Below are 16,642 nucleotides of genomic sequence, written 5' to 3'. Positions count from 1 at the left end.
CGCTTGCGGTCGAGATGGTGCACACTGATCACGCAGCCCTTTGGTTGAACATCCTTCTGTCGCAAGAGTGATGATCAACCAAGGGCTGCTTCCATGATCAACCGGGGTGCACGTCACCGACCGGGACCTTAAACGGCAAGCTGAGTGCCCGTTTACGATCAGTGAGTGCCGAGCCTCGTCTCGGATGAAGAAGATGTTCAGGGAGGACGAGGTTCCGATGGCCGGCGGACACAGGTTGGGGGTTGGGGAGAGCCTGCGACGGCAATCGCTGACCTCGCTCAACGACGCGTTCACGCTCAAGCACTTCGGCTTCGACGACCTCATCCTGGTGCGCAACCACGACCGCGAACCGCTGTGGTGGTCCAGCGCCTTCCACCCCGCGGACTGGCGGCAGAAGCGCTCGGGCACCGGGGTCAGCGAGGTCAGGCTGCAGCCGGACGGCAACCTCGTGGCGCACGACGAGGACGGCACACCGTTGTGGTCCACCGACACGGCGGGCAGCGGCGCCGAACTGCTGGAGGTCCGCGACGACGGGGACGTAGTCCTGCTGGACGGCGCCGGCGAAGTCGTGTGGCACACCGACACCGCCACCGCGGAGGTCACGCCGCCGCCGTTCCCCGTGGCACGCGGAGACCGCGTGCTGGTCGGGCAGAGCCTCGCCGACCAGAGCCTCACCTCCCCCAACGGCCAGTACGTGCTGGTGCACGACCACCAGCACGGCGGCACCTTCCTGTACGGGCCACAGGGTCAGATCACCACCTGGTACTACCGGGTCCCGCACATCTACCCGGATTCCTTCGGTACCCGGCTGGTGCTGGAAGAGGACGGACTTTTCCTGCGGTGGTGCAAGGACGAGATCGACGGCGTGGACGTGCGCGGCCTGCGCAAGGCGTGGGACAGCCTCACCACACCTCGGTTCCCGTTCCACCCCGAGCAGCTCGTGGTCCGCGACACCGGTGACCTGGAAATGCTGGACGCCGACGGTGAAGTCATGTGGCGCAACGGGTACAAGCACGACCACCCCGAGTTCGCGAAGTCCTCGAACCGGCCGCGCGTGAAGACGACCCGCAAGTCCGCCCGCCGGTCCGCGGTTCCGGCCGGCACGCCCCGGCTGCCGTCCACCGACGAGACGGTGCCATTGGTGCGCACCGACTTCTCCGACGACGACGCCTGGGCCTCCACCTGCGCTCAAGTCGCCTCGCCACGGCACTTCTCCGAAGGCGACATCTTCACCGCGGACGTGGAACCCGTGGACGACGCCGCGTACGCGGGATTGACCGCCGCACAACTCGTCACACTGGTCCCCGCCGACGCGGAGTGGGCGATCCTGCTGGTCGCCGACACCGCGACCATGGAATCGGCCGAGCACCACGTCCAGGTCGTCGACCTCGACGAGGACTACCGCGGCCGAACCTTCCGCGCGGCACCGTCGGCCATCCCGGAGATCGAAACCAACCTGTCACTGGCCACCATGGACTGGGAGTACTTCGCCGACTCCACGGGTGACGACGGCGTCGTCCGCCCCATGCTCGCCGAAAGCACCCCCGGCAGCGCGCCCCCAGCCACTGACTGACCCCGCCGGTCGCTACCTAGTGCTACGGTATAGCAGTACCCAGTGGCACCAAGTACCGGAGGCGCGTGATCGACAACCTGACGGAGATGTTGAAGGGCACGCTCGAAGGGTGCGTGCTGGAGATCATCGGCGCCGAGGAGACCTACGGGTACGCCATCACGCGCCGGCTCAACGAACTCGGCTTCACCGACGTCGTCGAGGGCACGGTGTACACGATCCTGTTGCGGCTGGAGAAGAACCGCCTCGTCCAGGTGACGAAACGACCATCCGAAGTGGGTCCGCCGCGGAAGTTCTACGCGCTCAACGAAGCCGGACGCGAAGAACTCGCGACGTTCTGGGCTAAATGGGAGTACATCACATCACGGATCGCCAAGCTGAAGGAGGGCGGGGGATGAACTTCTGGGAGACCATCACCGGCAGCGATCTCACCAGGGAGTGGAAGGCGTTCGAAGCACGGGCCGAGGCCCTGCCCGCCGACCACCGGGCAGCCTGGGAAGAGATCAAAGGCCACTTCTTCCCCTATTCGGACTTCACCGGCCGGAACCTGACCCCGATCCTCGACAGCGCCCTGGGACTGCTCGAGCAGACCGCCGCCGACGGTCAAGAAATCCACGAAGTGCTCGGCGACGACATCAGAGGCTTCTGCGCCGCACTGGCCGGCGAAGAAGGCGCCCGCAACCACCGCGACCGGTGGCGCGAGCAGCTGAACCGGAACGTCGCCAGGAAACTGGCCCAGCTAGGAGGCTGACGTGGGCATCCAGGACATCATCGAGGGCAAGAAGCAGTGGCGCGCCCACACCGCCCGCGTCAAAGCCCTCCCGCCGGACTACCGAATCGTCTACCAGGAGATGCAGAAGTACATCTTCAAAGTCGGACCGGTCGATCTGACCGATGGCACCCTGCTCTCCGGAATCGTCGACTTCTTCGAGGAGGGCGTCGCAGCCGGCAAGGGCGTCCTGGAACTCATCGGCCCCGACGTGGCCGCCTTCTGCGACGACCTCATCGGCGACTCCCGCACCTACGCCGACGCCTACCAGGAGTCCATCACCGGAAAAACAGCACGGACCAAGAAGTAACCCGAGCACCTTCGGCCACCCTTCAGCCCCGGTGCGCCACTTGAGCTGCCCGTGCCCGCTCCACCGCGAAACAGGCCGTTCGATCCGCACTTCCCACGCAGTGGTCACTTCCACCCCTCCTCACCGGCCACGTCCTGATCGTCACCGGCTTCGACACCATCCGGCACGCCGACATCGTCCAGACGAGGGTCGGGAAGGTGCGCGGGTCGCCGGTCGCCATGATGTAACCGAAGCTTGGCGCGGTTGTCGACCGGTGGCATGGGTGCGTCGGCCGACGTCTGTCGGACGCGGTCGTAGCCGGTGGCGGCGTCACGGGTGCCGTCGGCGCGTCGGTGCAGCTCGAAGCCGAAGCTACCGGAGTGCGGTCGGCTTACTTCACGGCACCGCTGGTGATACCGGAGATGATCTTTCGTTGGGCCACGACGAACACGGCGATCAGCGGGAGGCTCATCAGGATCACGTAGGCGAAGACGAGGTGCCAGTTGTTCAGGTAAAGCCCTGCGCTCGCGACGCGGAACAGGTTGAGCGGCAGGGTGTCGAGCCTCCCGCCGACGACGAAGAACGCGTAGAAGACGTCGTTCCACACGTAAAGGCAGATGAGGATGGTGGCGGTGGCCAGCACGGGGCGCAGCATCGGCAGCACGACCCGGCGGAACACGGTGACCGGGCCGGCGCCGTCGAGCTGGGCGGCCTCCTCCAGGGACACCGGGATCGTGCGGACGAATCCGGTGACGAAGAAGATCACCGTGGACAGGTAGATGCCCGTGTAGACGCCGATCATGCCCACGGCGGTGCCCGCGAGGCCGAGGTGGCGCAGCAGGAGGACCACGGTGACCACGGCGGGCGGCAGCACGATCCCGCTGATGGCCAAGGCGTAGAGCACGGCGGTGAGGCGGGTGGCGCGCCGGGCCAGCACCCAGGAGGCGAGCGACCCGACGGTGAGAACGCCCACGACGGTGGGCACGACGACGAGCAGGCTGCCGAGGAAAGCGGCCGGGATCTCGCCGTCGGTCCACACGGTCGCGAAGTTCTCCCACAGGTGCCACCGCGAGGGCGGCGCGAGGTCCGGGGACAGTGCTTCGCCCTGTGATTTGCCCGCCGTCACGACGACGAGCCACAAAGGTATGCCGATGACGGTCCCGCCGAGCAGTACCGCCACGAGCGGCTGGAGTCGGGTCCACACGCGCGCGTCGCTGAGGCGTGGTGCTGTCGTCACAGGATCTCCTCGCGCTTGCGCAGGAAGCGGATGACCGGGAACGCCATGAGCGCGACGAGCAGGAACAGCACCAGGCTCATGGTGGTGGCCTGCGCGAACAGGCCCTGGCCGAAGGTCCGGTAGATGAAGATGTTCAAAATCTCGGTGGTGCGGGCCGGTCCGCCGCCGGTGGTGGCCTGCACGATGTCGAAGCCGTTCATCGAGCCCAGCAGCGCGGTGGCGACGTTGAACGTCACGGCGGGCGCGAGCAGCGGTGACTTGATGGCCCAGAACGCGCGCCGGCGCGACGCGCCGTCGATGTGGGCGGCCTCCAGCAGGTCTTCGGGGATCGTCTTGAGCCCGGCCAGGTAGATCAGCATCGACAGGCCCATCCACTTCCACGCGTGGATCACCGCGACCACGACGATCGTCCACGTCGTGTCACCCAGCCAGGCGTACTGGAACGGGTGTCGGGTGACGGCCTCGACCAGCTGGTTGAGGCCGCCGTCCGGTTTGAGCAGGGCTTGGAAGACGTAGCCCACGGCGAGGGCGGACATCAGCACCGGGATGAGGAAGAAGACCCGGACGACCCGGTTGAGCCGGGTGTCGCGTTCGAGCAGGACGGCCAGCGCGAAGCCGAACGCGTTCTGGAACACCGCGACCAGGACCGCGTACCCGACGGTGATCCGCAGGGCGCTGAACAGGGTGCCGTCGGCGGCCAGGTCGGTGAAGTTCTCGATGCCGACCGCGTTGATGTCGCTCTTGAAGCTGGACCAGTCGGTGAACGCGTAGACGAAGTTGAACAGGGTCGGCAGGAAGAAGAACACGGCGAGGATCGCGAGCGCCGGTGCGATGAACCACATCGGGTGCGTGCGCCGGTGCGCGGTGCCGGGAGGGCGCCGGGGCACCGGCGCGCGTGTCTGCGTGCCGGAGTGGACCGGCACCGGTGTCTGCTGGACCGTGGACATCGCGGTGGGGCTCCTTGAAAGGGGTGACGTGCGCCGGGCGCACGTCCGGTCAGAAGCCGGGGACCCCGGCGGCCTTGGCGAGTTGTTCGAACTGGTTCTGGGTGGCTTCGGCCACCTGCTCGGGGGTCATGGTGCCGGTGATCATGTCGGCGAGGTTGAGGTAGAGGTCGGGGTTGGCCACCGCGAGCACCTGCATGGAGCCGACGGCCGTCGGCAGCGCCGCGTGCACGTCGAGCAGGGCCTGGGGAACGCCCGGCGGGTTCGGCACCGCGGTCTGGAGCGAGACCGTGCCGCGGTCCTTGACGAAGTCCGGGTAACCGGGGCCCATCCAGTAGGACAGGAGCTGGCGAGCCGCGCCTTCCCGCTTCGCGTCACCGGTCTTGAACGCGACCAGCGCGTTGGACTGGTCGGGAATGAACGTCCCGACGTTGCCGGACGGCGAGATCGGGAAGAAGCCGATCTTCCGGTCCAGCGTCGCGGTGTCGGCCTTCGCCTGGAGCTGGCCGAAGAAAGAGTTGACCTGCACGACCATCGCGGCGTCGCCGTCGAGCAGGGCGGTGCCTTGGTCGGTGAACTTCGCGGTCTTGATGTCGGCGTTGAACAGGCCCTCGTCGATCAGGGACTTGTACTTCGTGATCGCGTCCAGCACCGGCTTGCCGGAGAACGTCTCACCGCCGGTGTTGATCTTCTCCCAGAGACCGTCCTTCGCCGCGTCGGCGAGCTGGACCTGCACCCACCACTGGGTGGCCCAGCGATCGCCTGCCATCTCGTGGAACGGGGTGACGCCCTTGGCCTTGAGGGTGCGTGCCAGGGCCACCATCTCCTCGAAGTTCTTCGGCGTCGAGGTGATGCCGTTGGCGGCGAAGACTTCCTTGTTGTAGTAGACGCCCTCGACGGCCGGGCTGGTCACCAGCGCGGCATAGCGGGTGTGGTCGAGGATGCCGGTGATGTCGCGCAGCGCGGGTGTGAGCCGGGACAGCCAGGGAGCGCCGTCGAGGGACTGGAGGTTGGCCTTGGCGTTGATGGCGGTGAGCATGGACGCGGTCGGCTGCCAGAACGCGAGGTCCGGCTTGTCGCCGGTGGCGACCTTGGTCTGCACGCCCTGCTCGTACGGGTCGGGGATGGTCACGACGTCGACCGACGCGCCGGTCGCCCGCTCGAAGCCCGCGACGACCGACTCGGGCACGGTGTTGCTGTTCTGCGCGGCCCAGATGGTCAGCTCGACGCCGTCGAGCTTCGCGGTGGGGTCGGCCCAGGTGACGGGGGTGTCGGCGGACGTGTCCGCGCCGGGGTCGCTGCACGCCGTCAGCGCCAGTGCGAGCGCCGCTACGACGACGCCGATGCCGAATTGCTTCATGGTGGTCGGTCCTCTAGGGGAGTAGATCGGTGGCGGTGATGCGGAACAGCCGTGCGGCGGCCGGTTCGCGGTCGGTCGGGGTCACGGTCAGCGCCCCGGTGTCGGCCGACCACGCGCGGGTCCAAGCGGGCAGTCGCCGGGGGTACAGCACCTCGACCTCGACCTGCCGGCCGCGCAGGTGGGAGAGGGGGAGCGTGACGGGCGTCGTCGTGCCGGTCCGGCGCCAGACCGCGAGGTAGGTGACGTCACCCGTCCGCAGGCCCAGGCTGAGCCACGGGTCGTCCCAGCCGGGCAGGCCGAGCGGCCACACCGGCACGGCCCTGGCGAGGTCCGCGCGGATGTCCTGGTGGACCTGGACGGCGTCGCGCACGGCATCGAGTTGTCCGGCGTCCATGCGGTCCAGGTGCCCGGACAGGTAGAGCCGCCCGAGCATCCCGGTGACCAGCGTGAACGCGCCCTCCTCGGCCGACATGCCGGGCTGCGGGTAGGCCCAGCTCGCCGACTGCTCCGGCAGCACCGACAGCGGGGCCGCCACCGCGATCGGCGGGTAGCGCAACGGGTCCTGCTGGTCGCTGGTGGACTGCAGCTGCATCCGGGACAGCAGCGCGTAGTCCATCCGCATGGCCCCGGACGCGCAGTTCTCCAGCACCAGGTCCGGGTGGCGGTCCAGCAGCCGGTCCAGCCACGCCTGGTGGGCACGGTTGTGGCCGAGCAGGCCGTCGCCCGCGCTGTCGGCATCGACGTCGGTACCCACGCCGGGGTCGATGTTGTAGTCCAGCTTGAAGTAGCCGACGCCGAGCTGCTCGACCAGCCGGTCGACCACCTCGTCCAGGTGCGCGACCGCCGCCGGATGGCGCAGGTCCAGGTGGTAGCGGTCGTGCTCGACCACCCGCACCCCGCCGCGCCGCAGGAACGCCTCCTCCGGCAGCTTGTCGGCCATCGGGCTGCGGACCCCGACGACCTCCGGCTCCAACCACAGGCCGGGCACCATGCCGTGGTCACGGATGCGGATGAGTACCTCTTCGATGCCGCGCGGGAAGCGGGTCTGCGACGGCTGCCACTCCCCCACGCTGTCCCACCAGCTCGCGTCGTCGTCGTACCAACCGGCGTCGATGCAGAACACCTCGGCGCCGACAGCCGCGGCGGCGTCGACCAGCGGCAGCAGCCTGGCGGTGGTCGGGTCGCCCATCAGGGTGTTCATGTAGTCGTTGAACACCACAGGGAGCGCGGTGTGGTCGCCGTGCGGTCGCACCAGTGCGCGCCGGTGCCGGGTCAGCTCCGCCGTGGCGCCGTCCAGGCCGTCGTGGGACACCGCCACCGAGACTGGCACGGTGGTGAAGCTCTCCCCCGGTGCCAGCGGCCGCCGCCACTGGTGGTCGACGTCGGTCGGGCCGAGCAGGGCCACGTACGCACCGTCGAGCCGTTCGCCCACCTCCCAGCGCCACGGCCCGTTGTGCTCCACCTGCCACAGCCAGGTCTGCCCGCCGACGCGGTCGACGAGCCCACCGGTCGGCAGGTGCGTGCCGGTGGACCAGGCGCCCGTGCTGACGACCGCCACCCGGCCGCGACCGTGCTGGCCGTGCGAACGCAGGTCGAGGTCGGGCACGCGGTCCCGCAACGGGCGCCGGGTCCACCGGCCTTCGCCGAGCCACTCACTGTCGGCGGCCACCAGGTCGAGGTCGTCCACGAGGTGGCCGCCGAAGCCGGCGGCGAAGGACGTCACGCCGAGCAGCAGCACCGGCTCGGTGCCCCCATTGGTCACCCGCGTGATGACCTGGCAGGCGCCGACGCCGTCGGCCGACCGGAACGTGGTCTCCGCGGTCAGCCCGATGCGTTCGTCGCGCTGGTCGACCCGCAGCTCGTGCCACGGCCCGAACCGGCTGCGCGCGTCGCCGGTGTGGACGAGCCGCCGGCCGAGCGAGGTGTCCGAGAACCGGTGGGACGCGCGGGCCCGTCCCGCACCGGCCACCAGCAACTCCACCAACGGCTGCGCGGCGCGGCCCGGGTGGCGGGTGCCCCGGCCGGACAAGGTGCGCACGGCCACCGGACCGTCCGCTGGCACGTCCAGCACCAGTTCCAGTGCCGAGTGGCCCCAGACCAGGCCCGTGCCGGTTTCCGACGAAGTCAACGCTGCTCCTGTCGTGCGCGTGGGGACGGAACCGCTAGCCGAGGGGTGCGGCGATCCGGATCAGGTCGATGTTCGGGACGTAACCGCTCGACGCGTTGCCGAACGTGATCGTGTTCGCCCCGGCCGCGAGGTCCACGTCGACCACCGTCGTGTGGTAGTTCGACCAGCCGAACGTGTTGCGGAAGTACACCCGCTTCGACGGGCCGCCGTTGACCCTGATGTCCGCGCCCCGGTCCACGATGTTGTTGTTGTAGCTGTGGTCGCCTTGGACTTCGGCGTTGGCGTAGGCGACCACCATCCGGTAGCGCCCGGCGGACGGCACCGTGACACCGGTGAAGCCCAGGGTGTTCGCCGCGCCGGCGCCGATCCAGCCGACGTACCGGCCACCGGAGGCCGCCGCGTCGTCCACCCGCACCGCCGTGCCGCCCAGCGCGTTGCCCGCGGCCTCGGCCTCGTAGGTCGTCACCGTGCCGGTGGTGGGCGTGACGTCGAGGTAGTCGAGGTTGACCGCGTCGCGGTCGTCGCCCGCGTAGGCGTTCACCTCGACCTGGCTGATCCCGGCCGGCAGGAACACCTTGGTGGTGGCGGTGTTCCAGGTGTTCCAGTCGGGGGTGCCCGGCAACGCCCGGTCGGTGAGGTCGGCGCCGTTGAGCCGCAGCCGCACCGAGCGGTCCGCCGGGGCACCGCTGTACGGGCCGGCCGAGTAGCGCAGGCCCAGGTTGTAGTAGCCGTCGGTGGGCACGGTCACCACGAACTTGGTGCTCGCGGTCGTGCTGGCGCCGTAACCCTCGACGAAGTAGGTGCCCGAGTAGCCGGTGTTGCCGCCGTGGGTGATGCGGGCGGAACCGTCGATTCGCGCGTACTCCGCCTGGTACCGCGACGAGGGACCGGCGGCGGTGCGGTCCCTGTTCGGCGTGATGATCACGTGGTAGGCGGAGGTGCCCTTCAGACCGGTCAACGGGATGGTGACCTGCCCGCCGCTGCTCGTGAAGTCGCCCTCGGCCACCACGTACGGCCCGGTCGAAGGGTTGAGGCCCGAGCTGTCCACGCCCCACACCGTCGCGTGCACGGTGGAACCCAGGTAGGGTGCCGATCCCAGGCCCCGCACGACGACGTTCGTGCCGTAGGTGCCCGACGCCGGGTTGTTGCCGCCGAACACCACGCGGGCCTGCTGCTTGGCCGCGTCCAGCGCCGCGACGCCCTGCAGCGAACCGCTCGGCGACGGTGGCGTGACCGCGACGGTATGACCGGTCAGCTCGCCGTACCACTTGTAGAGCCACCACGCGCCGGTCGCCTGGTTGTTGCGGGTGACGAGGTCGTTGAGCCCGCCCGCGGTGCTCCAGTACGCCAGGCAGCCGTCCACCTTGCTCGCCTCGAACTTCGCGACGAACTGCACCAGGTTGCCGGGCACCCCGAGGTCGCCCGAGAACCGCCCGTACTCGTTGATCGAGATCTGCCGGGGGCTGATGCCCAGGCCGCGCTCGATGGCGCGGTAGTCGTCGAAGTGCTGTTGCCAGGACGTGAAGAAGTCGTCGCCCAGCTCGTGCCACGCAGTCACGTCCGGCAGCACACCGTTGTCCCGGGCGAAGGTGAGGAACGCGCGCAGGTCGGCCGACCGGTAGGACGCGAAGTTGGGCCCCGCGATCCGGGCGCCGGGGTCGATGGACCGGATGCGCTGGAACACGGTCTTCCAGTCGGCCAGGAACCGGCCGCGCAGCTCGGTGGAGTACCAGATCGCGTCGGGTTCGTTGAACGGCACGTACACGTAGGACGAGCGGTGCGGGTCCGCGACCACCTTGCGCACCATCACGTCCACTTTGGACAGGTAGTCGGCGAGCCCGAGGTTCTCGTACGGCCAGTTCCGGTAGATGTCCTGCATGTAGACCTGGATCTCGCGGCCACCGGCGCGCTTGAACATCGGCGCGATCTTCAGCGCGTCCCCGTTGGGGTGTTGCAGGCCGTCGGGCGCCTTCTGCGCGGTGACCTGCGGGCGCAGCGCGGCGAGCATCGTCTGGTTGGGGATGCCCTCGTCGCCGAGCCCGTACAGGAACCCGGTCGCGCCGTACCGCAACGCGCCGGTGTTCGCGGCCAGGTCGACCAGGAGTTGGGGCGGTGCGGCGGCGGCCCGTGTCGGCACCGCCGTGACCATCGCCGCGGTCACCGCCAGGACCACGCCCAGGACCCTGCTGCGACCCGCTGTCTTCGGATTCATCTCCGCCATGACCTCCACGTCGAGGTTCGAGCCCGGATCACTGTCATGTGACCGGTCACATCACCGGCCCGAGGGAAGTGTGAGCGCTAACACGTGCCAAGGAGAAGGGGCCGTTACCTTGTTGTTACCGTCACACGTCCGCGCGGGCGGGTGGCGGCGCTGTCGACTCGCGCACCACCAGGCACGGCGGGTCGAGCTGCGCCGGGCGGGCGTCGTCAGCAGACAGCAGAGCCGCCAGGCACGCGCGTCCGAGGGCGGCGAAGTCCATCCGCACGGTGGTGAGCGCGGGCGTCCAGAACTCCGCGCCCGGCACGTCGTCGAAGCCCACGACGCTCACCTCACCCGGGACGTCGCGCCCCGCGTCGTACAGCGCCCGGCGCACCGCGATTGCCGTCGTGTCGTTGCCGCACAGCACGGCCGTGACCAGCGGATCCGCCGCCAGGACACGTCCCGCCTGGTAGGCGGAGCGCGGTTCCCAGCCTCCCGGCACGACGGCGGGCACCGGCGCGCCCGCCTGTTCGAGGGCGTCGCGCCAACCCGCCTGACGCGCGCTGGCGCCCGTCTCCGAGGGGATCGCCACGTGGTGCACGGTGCGGTGCCCCAGCGACAGCAGGTGACGGGTGGCGTCGGTGGCGGCCTGGCGTTCGTCGAGGAAGATCATTTCGCGGGTGACGTCCGGCAGGCCGCCCGCCTCCGTGGCGGCGACGGCGGGCACGTCCACCGGCAGCGCACGCAGCACCGCCGCACCGGCCGCGTCGAACGCGATCACGACCACCCCGCCCGCGCTGGGATCGGTGACGTACTCGACGGCGTGCCGCACGTCGTCGGGCCGTTCCGACTCGACCACCCGGATGCCCACCGACAACCCCAGGGGGCGGGCGGCTTCCTCGATGCCGCGCAGGGTGGACGCGTACCCGTACAACGTCGTGTCCGCGGTCACGACCGTGACCCCGTGCGCACGCCCGAGCCCGAGTGCGCGGGCCGCCCGGTTCGGCCGGTACCCGAGCCGGTCGATGGCTTCCAACACCTGCCGGCGGGTGTCCGGGCGGACCCGGGGCGAGTCGTTGAGCACCCGTGACACGGTCTGGTACGACACCCCGGCCGCGGCCGCGACATCGCGAATGCTCGGCGCGCCCGCCGAGCGCCGCCGTGCTGCTCCGCCGGGAGAAGATCGCGCCACCGGGCCATCTTCGGCCGTCAACGCGTTCAAGGCAAAACGCGGGACTCCACCGGGATTCGCGACGTCCGGGCGGTTCAGGCCGGAGTGCGGTCGGCCAGGGCGGCGACCGCGCGCGTGACACCGTCCTCGGCGCGGACGAGGGCGCCGATCTCGGCGGCTCGACGGCGGAACGCCGGGTCGTGCACAGCTGTGGTGAGGGCGTCGGCAAGGGTGTCGGCGGTGAGCCGTTGTTGTCGTAGTGGTGGTGGGGCGACGCCGATCGCATGCGCACGCTGGGCCCAGTGCGGTTGATCGGCGACGAACGGGCACACGACCTGGGGCACGCCGGCGGCCAGCGCCGCGCCGGTGGTGCCGGCGAGGTCGAGGTCGTCACCGGCACCCATGGCGGCCAGCACGTACTCGTCACACGCCTGCCGCAGCCCTTCCTTCGAGCCGAAGTGGTGCACCACCAGCGCGGGCGACACCCCGGCGTCGGCGGCGATGGCCCGCATGGAGGCACCCGCGACACCGTCGGCACCGAATCGGGCCAGTGCCGCGTCACGGATGCGCGCGCGGGCGGTCAGGTCGGAGGTTGCTGAACGCATGTACAGAGCATTGAACTCCGTTCAGCCCGGTCCAGCCTGAGCCGCCGGTCCTGACGCGATCTTTACGCGGCGGTCGGCCGCACCGCGGTGATCAGCACGGTGTGCTTGCCGACCTGGTAACGGCCGTCGGCGTCGATCTTCGCCTGGAGGAAGTCCCGGGCGGCCGATCGCTGCTCGGGGGTGAGTGGTTCGTGGGCGATGCTGTCCAGGTGGGCGAGGACCGGCTCGGCGGCGGGGATGTCGAGATCGCACGGGTAGCGTTCGACCACGACATCGGAGAAGTAGCGGGCCACGCGCGCGGACGCGGTCTCGGCCGTGAAGTCGTTCTGGTTGCCGGCCAGCGCCACGTCGGGACGGCCGATCGCCGTCCCGATGGCGTCGAGTTCGGCGAGGTGGTCGGTCCCGTTGACGGCGATCACCACCCGACCGCCCGCGCACAGCACCCTGGTGAACTCGCGCATCACCGCGCGCATCGCGCTGCACGCCTACGGCACCAATTCGCAGGACTGGTGAAACCACGTCGACCACGTCGCATGTGGGCTCGCCTTGACGTTGACCGACTTCTCGCCCGCCATGTGCGAACAACTAGATCAGCCGCGTCGCACTGCTGGACATCGGCACCGACGACGACGCGCAGATTGCCGGTCGTGGTCGCGTACTGGGTGATGGCATGGGCTGACGGCGTCGAGGTCACCACCAGATCGTAGAAACGCAGTGCCCCGCTCACACCGAAGCGGCTGGTATGAAGTGACCATGGACGTGAGGCGGCTCGTGGTGCCCGTGGCAGCAGGTGTTGTCGCCGCGGTCGCGTTCGGGGTTTGGTCGTTCACCACGCGGCACAGCGCGACGCCCGATGTGGTCGAGGGTTGGGCGATGCCCAACACGACGGGGACCGCGATCTCGTTGCACGACAGCAACGACACGCGGGAGGGCAACGGCTACGAGATCGCGGGCGCGTGGTGGGCCGACGGCGACAACGCCTGGCATGCCGGAGGCGGTCCCACCTGCGTCGGAACCGACACCGCCGTGAAGACCCGCGTGCGACTGGGCATCGTGGACGTGCAAGCCGGTGGGGAAGGCGTCGACGGGCCGCGCGTGGTGTGGTTGCGTTGCCTCGATTAGCCGGACCGGCGGTCGTCCAAGTGGTCGAGGACGGTGGGGGCGAGACCGAAGGCGGTGGTCATGCCGATGCCCGAGGTGACTGAGACGACGCGGGTGGTCGGGTGTTGTAGAAAGCAGCCTTCGGACCGAAGTAGCGCAGCATGGTCAGGGTGCCGGCACCGACACCCAGCACGTACACCCAGAAGGCGAGGTTGTGCGGCTGGAACAGCCGGAACGGCCGGCCCCAGCCCGACTCCCGGATCGCGGCCAGCTGCGCCGCCTTGCCCGTCGACGGCTCGGCCGTCGTGTTCCCGGGCAGGATCGCGTCGGTCATCGCCGCACCGCCGGTGTGATGCTGCGCAGCAGCGTCGCGACTTCGTCGTGGACGTGCTCGAACTGTCCCGGCGCGGTGCGCACCCGGACGAGCAGTGCGGGTGCCGAGTCGACCGCCTCCGTGCCGACCGCCATCTTGAACGCCACGTCCAGCCCGTCACCGCCGGGCCCCGAGCTGGTCTCCGCCACCCCCACCAGTCCGGAATCGGTGGTCACCGTGGCGCGCGGCCCGCTGAGCGCGGGCGCGTCGTCGCCCTCGGCCCGGCGCACCTGGTCCAGGAATCCCCACGCGCTCCCCCGGTACGAGGTGCCGCGCAGTTCGATCTGCGCGCCGCCCGCGACCAGCAGGACGAACGCGCTGGTCGGCGACGTCCCGGCACCGCCGACCAGGGTGCCGTCCTCCAGTTGCCGGCCCACCGGCGGCACCGCCGTCGCCCCGTCACCCAGGTCCAGCACGTCACCCGCCCGGACCTCGTTGTGCCACGGCATCGCCGCGTTCAGCGCGGGCAATCCGTAGATCAACAGCAGGACGACCGCCAAGACTACCAGCGCGGGCCCGAACGTCCGCCGGTCCAACCCGACGAAGGTGTCGCGGCGCGTCGCCGGTGTCAGGCCCCGGTCGTCGCCTTCGGGTGGATGCGGTCGAGGTTGTCCTCGACCCAGTCGCGCAGCTGCGCCAGTGGTTTGGCCACGCTGTAACCGAGGTCGGTCAGTGCGTACTCGACGTGCAGGGGGACGGCCGGGTAGACGGTCCGGGTGATGAAGCCGGCGTCCTCAAGGCGGCGCAGGGTGGTGGTCAGCACCTTCGGGCTCACGCCCTCCAGGCGCCGTTGGAGCGCGCCGAAGCGTTGCGGGCCGTCTTCGAGCGCGCCGATCGCGAGCGCGGACCACTTGTTGGCCAGCAGGTCGAGCACGTCGCGGCACGGGCACATCGCCGCGTAGACGTCGTGGTGGTCGTGCCGGTCCGTGGTGCAGCTCGTCGCCATCGTGGGCCGATCCCCCTCTGACCTGTGTCGCTTCCCAATGGATAGTAGCTCCCCTTGCGGGTTACCAGTACCTCGTGGGTAGCTTCGGCGGCGTCGACGCGGGCCGCCGGAACCGGGGCCGGACACGATCGAGGAGGAGCACGATGTCCACACCGACCATGAGGGCGATCAGCCAGGACCGATTCGGCGGCCCGGAAGTCCTGCGCCCGGTCACCGTCGAGCGGCCCGTGCCGCTGCCCACCGAGGTCCTGGTGCGGGTCCGCGCCGCGGGGATCAACCCGGTCGACTGGAAGACCCGAGCGGGCAGCGGGGTGGCGGGTTCGCTCGGCGAGCCGCCGTTCGTGCTGGGGTGGGACGTCTCCGGTGTCGTGGAAGAGGTCGGCTTCGGGGTGCACACCCTAGAGGTGGGCGACGAGGTGTACGGGATGCCGTGGTTCCCCCGCCAGGCCGGCGCCTACGCCGAGTACGTCACCGCCCCCGCGCGCCAGTTCACCCGCAAGCCCCGGGCTCTGAGCCACCACGAGGCCGCCGCCGTGCCGCTGGCCGGGCTGACCGCGTGGCAGATGGTGGCCGACGTCGCGCACGTGACCGCCGGCCACCGGGTGCTCGTGCACGCCGCGGCGGGCGGGGTCGGCCACCTCGCCGTGCAGTTCGCCAAGCACCTCGGCGCCCACGTCATCGGCACGGCCCGCGCGGAGAAGCACGACTGGCTCTCCGCGCTCGGTGCCGACGAACTGGTCGACTACACCAAGGCCCGGTTCGAGGACGTGGTCCACGACGTGGACGTGGTCATCGACCTCGTCGGCGACGGCCACGACCACACCAGCACCCGCTCGCTCGACGTCCTGCGGCCCGGTGGCCTGCTCATCGAGGTGCCTTCCGGCGCCTCGCCCGAACTGGTGGCGCGGGCACAGGAACGCGGCGTGCGGGCCGGCTCCTACCTCGTGGAGCCCGACGGCCACTCGCTCACCCGCATCGCGCAGCTCATCGACAGCGGCGCGGTCACCGTCGAGGTCGAAGACGTGTTCGACCTGGAGAAGGCCGCCGAGGCCCACCGCCGCGGCCAGGAAGGACGCACCCGCGGCAAGTTGGTCCTCCACGTCGCGCCCTGACCTGATCACGACGCACGGGGATCATCCCGTCGGGATCGCGGCCGGCTGGAGGTCGGCCGCGATCCCGCGAGGCTGTCGGCGATGAGGTCAGGAGGTGGGCATCATGACCTCGTCGATGACGAAGACGGTGGCGTTGGCGGTGGGGATGTTGCCGCACAGGACCTTGGCGCCGTTGACGGTCACGTTGTCGCCGGAGCCTTCGACCTTGAGCGTGCCGCCCTGGACGGTGGGCAGGGTGGCGGAGGACAGGATGCCGTCCTTGTCCAAGCGCTGCGGCACGACGTGGTAGGTCAGGATGCCGGTCAGCTTGGTCTTGTCGGCGAGCACGGCGTTGAGCGTTTCCGCGCCGAGGGCGTCGAAGGCGGGGTCGTAGGGCGCGAAGACGGTGTATCCGGCGTCGGTCTTGTTCAGGGTGTCGACCAGGCCGGCGGCCTTGACCGCGGTCACCAGTTTGGTGAGCAGCGGGTTGTTGCTCGCGGCGGTGGCGACCGGGTCGTCCACCATGCCGTCGAGCGAGCCCTCGGTGTCCTTGGGCAGGCCGGCACAGGCGGCGCCGAACACGTCGCCGGTCTTGGTGACGCCGTCGCTCATCGCCGCGCTGCTGGTCGTGGTGGTCGTCGTGGCGGCGGCCGAGGTGGTGGTGTCCGAGGCGGCCTGGTCGCCGCTGCCGCACGCGGCGACGGAGAGCAGGGCGGCGGTGAGGACGCCGATCGCGGACGCGAGCCGGGTGCTGCGCATGGGAGTCGCTCCTTTGAGGACGGTGGCCGGAACTGTGTTCCCGGCTTGTCATGAGTGATTCGGTGCCGCTGCGGCTTCGGATTGGTCGAAGCCGGGGGA

At 70.0% G+C, this 16,642-nt stretch carries 18 protein-coding genes; 6 read left to right on the top strand and 12 right to left on the bottom strand.

From position 1 onward, the window contains the following. The first annotated feature begins 184 nt into the window (after nt 1–184). The 4 genes from A6A25_RS11110 (at nt 185) to A6A25_RS11095 (ending at nt 2,649) form a co-directional block, all read left to right on the top strand. Nucleotides 185–1,573, top strand: a complete 1,389-nt coding sequence (locus A6A25_RS11110) for a DUF6924 domain-containing protein (protein WP_073888198.1) — start codon at nt 185–187, stop codon at nt 1,571–1,573. A 68-nt stretch (nt 1,574–1,641) separates the two neighbouring features. Further along, on the top strand, nt 1,642–1,968 hold the full coding sequence (locus A6A25_RS11105) for a PadR family transcriptional regulator (RefSeq protein WP_073888232.1): 327 nt from the start codon (nt 1,642–1,644) through the stop codon (nt 1,966–1,968). Beyond that, complete coding sequence (locus A6A25_RS11100) at nt 1,965–2,321, top strand: DUF1048 domain-containing protein (protein ID WP_073888197.1); 357 nt, start codon at nt 1,965–1,967, stop codon at nt 2,319–2,321. Before A6A25_RS11105 ends, A6A25_RS11100 begins: the two co-directional genes overlap by 4 nt. 1 nt (nt 2,322) lies before the next feature. After that, nucleotides 2,323–2,649, top strand: a complete 327-nt coding sequence (locus A6A25_RS11095; RefSeq protein ID WP_073888196.1) for a DUF1048 domain-containing protein — start codon at nt 2,323–2,325, stop codon at nt 2,647–2,649. Nucleotides 2,650–3,019: 370 nt separating this feature from the next. Here A6A25_RS11095 and A6A25_RS11090 read toward each other — a convergent pair whose 3' ends face one another. The 8 genes from A6A25_RS11090 to A6A25_RS11055 form a co-directional block, all read right to left on the bottom strand. After that, entirely contained in the window at nt 3,020–3,865 is an 846-nt protein-coding gene (locus A6A25_RS11090; protein ID WP_073888195.1) for a carbohydrate ABC transporter permease, read from the bottom strand. Beyond that, a complete protein-coding gene (locus tag A6A25_RS11085; protein WP_198932649.1) occupies nt 3,862–4,812 on the bottom strand; it encodes a carbohydrate ABC transporter permease in 951 nt (316 codons plus the stop codon). The genes A6A25_RS11090 and A6A25_RS11085 overlap by 4 nt, the downstream gene beginning before the upstream one ends. A 49-nt stretch (nt 4,813–4,861) precedes the next feature. Beyond that, the gene (locus A6A25_RS11080; RefSeq protein WP_073888194.1) at nt 4,862–6,169 is read right to left on the bottom strand and encodes an ABC transporter substrate-binding protein; all 1,308 of its coding nucleotides are present in this window, start codon (nt 6,167–6,169) and stop codon (nt 4,862–4,864) included. A gap of 13 nt (nt 6,170–6,182) precedes the next feature. Continuing rightward, nucleotides 6,183–8,297 carry a glycoside hydrolase family 36 protein gene (locus tag A6A25_RS11075; protein ID WP_073888193.1) on the bottom strand — a complete coding sequence of 705 codons (2,115 nt, stop codon included), beginning with the start codon at nt 8,295–8,297 and terminating at the stop codon, nt 6,183–6,185. A gap of 34 nt (nt 8,298–8,331) precedes the next feature. After that, complete coding sequence (locus tag A6A25_RS11070; protein WP_073888230.1) at nt 8,332–10,509, bottom strand: carbohydrate-binding protein; 2,178 nt, start codon at nt 10,507–10,509, stop codon at nt 8,332–8,334. Between the two features lie 130 nt (nt 10,510–10,639). Next, nucleotides 10,640–11,689 carry a LacI family DNA-binding transcriptional regulator gene (locus A6A25_RS11065; protein ID WP_083668245.1) on the bottom strand — a complete coding sequence of 350 codons (1,050 nt, stop codon included), beginning with the start codon at nt 11,687–11,689 and terminating at the stop codon, nt 10,640–10,642. Between the two features lie 74 nt (nt 11,690–11,763). Then, the gene (locus tag A6A25_RS46270; protein ID WP_274534304.1) at nt 11,764–12,273 is read right to left on the bottom strand and encodes a TetR/AcrR family transcriptional regulator; all 510 of its coding nucleotides are present in this window, start codon (nt 12,271–12,273) and stop codon (nt 11,764–11,766) included. A 62-nt stretch (nt 12,274–12,335) separates the two neighbouring features. Then, on the bottom strand, nt 12,336–12,746 hold the full coding sequence (locus A6A25_RS11055) for a hypothetical protein (protein WP_073888192.1): 411 nt from the start codon (nt 12,744–12,746) through the stop codon (nt 12,336–12,338). A gap of 280 nt (nt 12,747–13,026) precedes the next feature. Between A6A25_RS11055 and A6A25_RS11050 the strand changes: the two genes are divergently transcribed. Beyond that, nucleotides 13,027–13,395 carry a hypothetical protein gene (locus A6A25_RS11050; RefSeq protein WP_143193074.1) on the top strand — a complete coding sequence of 123 codons (369 nt, stop codon included), beginning with the start codon at nt 13,027–13,029 and terminating at the stop codon, nt 13,393–13,395. Between the two features lie 58 nt (nt 13,396–13,453). Here the strand turns inward: A6A25_RS11050 and A6A25_RS11045 are convergent, their stop codons facing one another. From A6A25_RS11045 to A6A25_RS11035, 3 genes are read right to left on the bottom strand one after another with little or no spacing between them, the layout of a single operon-like run. Continuing rightward, entirely contained in the window at nt 13,454–13,708 is a 255-nt protein-coding gene (locus A6A25_RS11045) for a hypothetical protein (RefSeq protein ID WP_241828590.1), read from the bottom strand. After that, on the bottom strand, nt 13,705–14,283 hold the full coding sequence (locus tag A6A25_RS11040) for a hypothetical protein (RefSeq protein ID WP_241828589.1): 579 nt from the start codon (nt 14,281–14,283) through the stop codon (nt 13,705–13,707). Before A6A25_RS11040 ends, A6A25_RS11045 begins: the two co-directional genes overlap by 4 nt. A 32-nt stretch (nt 14,284–14,315) precedes the next feature. Further along, the gene (locus tag A6A25_RS11035; protein WP_073888189.1) at nt 14,316–14,693 is read right to left on the bottom strand and encodes a winged helix-turn-helix transcriptional regulator; all 378 of its coding nucleotides are present in this window, start codon (nt 14,691–14,693) and stop codon (nt 14,316–14,318) included. 158 nt (nt 14,694–14,851) lie between these two features. On the opposite strand from A6A25_RS11035, the gene A6A25_RS11030 reads away from it, so the two are divergent. Beyond that, nucleotides 14,852–15,805 (top strand): NADP-dependent oxidoreductase, encoded by a 954-nt coding sequence (locus tag A6A25_RS11030; RefSeq protein WP_198932660.1) that lies wholly within the window; start codon nt 14,852–14,854, stop codon nt 15,803–15,805. 87 nt (nt 15,806–15,892) lie between these two features. Here A6A25_RS11030 and A6A25_RS11025 read toward each other — a convergent pair whose 3' ends face one another. Next, on the bottom strand, nt 15,893–16,543 hold the full coding sequence (locus tag A6A25_RS11025; protein ID WP_073888183.1) for a fasciclin domain-containing protein: 651 nt from the start codon (nt 16,541–16,543) through the stop codon (nt 15,893–15,895). Nucleotides 16,544–16,642 lie beyond the last annotated feature (99 nt).

This window comes from Saccharothrix sp. CB00851 (assembly GCF_001905065.1).
Classification (GTDB): domain Bacteria; phylum Actinomycetota; class Actinomycetes; order Mycobacteriales; family Pseudonocardiaceae; genus Actinosynnema.
This window is presented reverse-complemented; position numbering and strand designations above follow the sequence as displayed.

Coding starts and splice junctions, on each gene's coding strand:
- A6A25_RS11055 (WP_073888192.1), bottom strand. CDS start 12,746: ATGCGCGCGGTGATGCGCGAGTTCACCAGGGTGCTGTGCGCGGGCGGT.
- A6A25_RS46270 (WP_274534304.1), bottom strand. CDS start 12,273: ATGCGTTCAGCAACCTCCGACCTGACCGCCCGCGCGCGCATCCGTGAC.
- A6A25_RS11035 (WP_073888189.1), bottom strand. CDS start 14,693: ATGGCGACGAGCTGCACCACGGACCGGCACGACCACCACGACGTCTAC.
- A6A25_RS11110 (WP_073888198.1), top strand. CDS start 185: ATGAAGAAGATGTTCAGGGAGGACGAGGTTCCGATGGCCGGCGGACAC.
- A6A25_RS11045 (WP_241828590.1), bottom strand. CDS start 13,708: ATGACCGACGCGATCCTGCCCGGGAACACGACGGCCGAGCCGTCGACG.
- A6A25_RS11070 (WP_073888230.1), bottom strand. CDS start 10,509: ATGAATCCGAAGACAGCGGGTCGCAGCAGGGTCCTGGGCGTGGTCCTG.
- A6A25_RS11030 (WP_198932660.1), top strand. CDS start 14,852: ATGAGGGCGATCAGCCAGGACCGATTCGGCGGCCCGGAAGTCCTGCGC.
- A6A25_RS11080 (WP_073888194.1), bottom strand. CDS start 6,169: ATGAAGCAATTCGGCATCGGCGTCGTCGTAGCGGCGCTCGCACTGGCG.
- A6A25_RS11050 (WP_143193074.1), top strand. CDS start 13,027: ATGGACGTGAGGCGGCTCGTGGTGCCCGTGGCAGCAGGTGTTGTCGCC.
- A6A25_RS11025 (WP_073888183.1), bottom strand. CDS start 16,543: ATGCGCAGCACCCGGCTCGCGTCCGCGATCGGCGTCCTCACCGCCGCC.
- A6A25_RS11085 (WP_198932649.1), bottom strand. CDS start 4,812: ATGTCCACGGTCCAGCAGACACCGGTGCCGGTCCACTCCGGCACGCAG.
- A6A25_RS11100 (WP_073888197.1), top strand. CDS start 1,965: ATGAACTTCTGGGAGACCATCACCGGCAGCGATCTCACCAGGGAGTGG.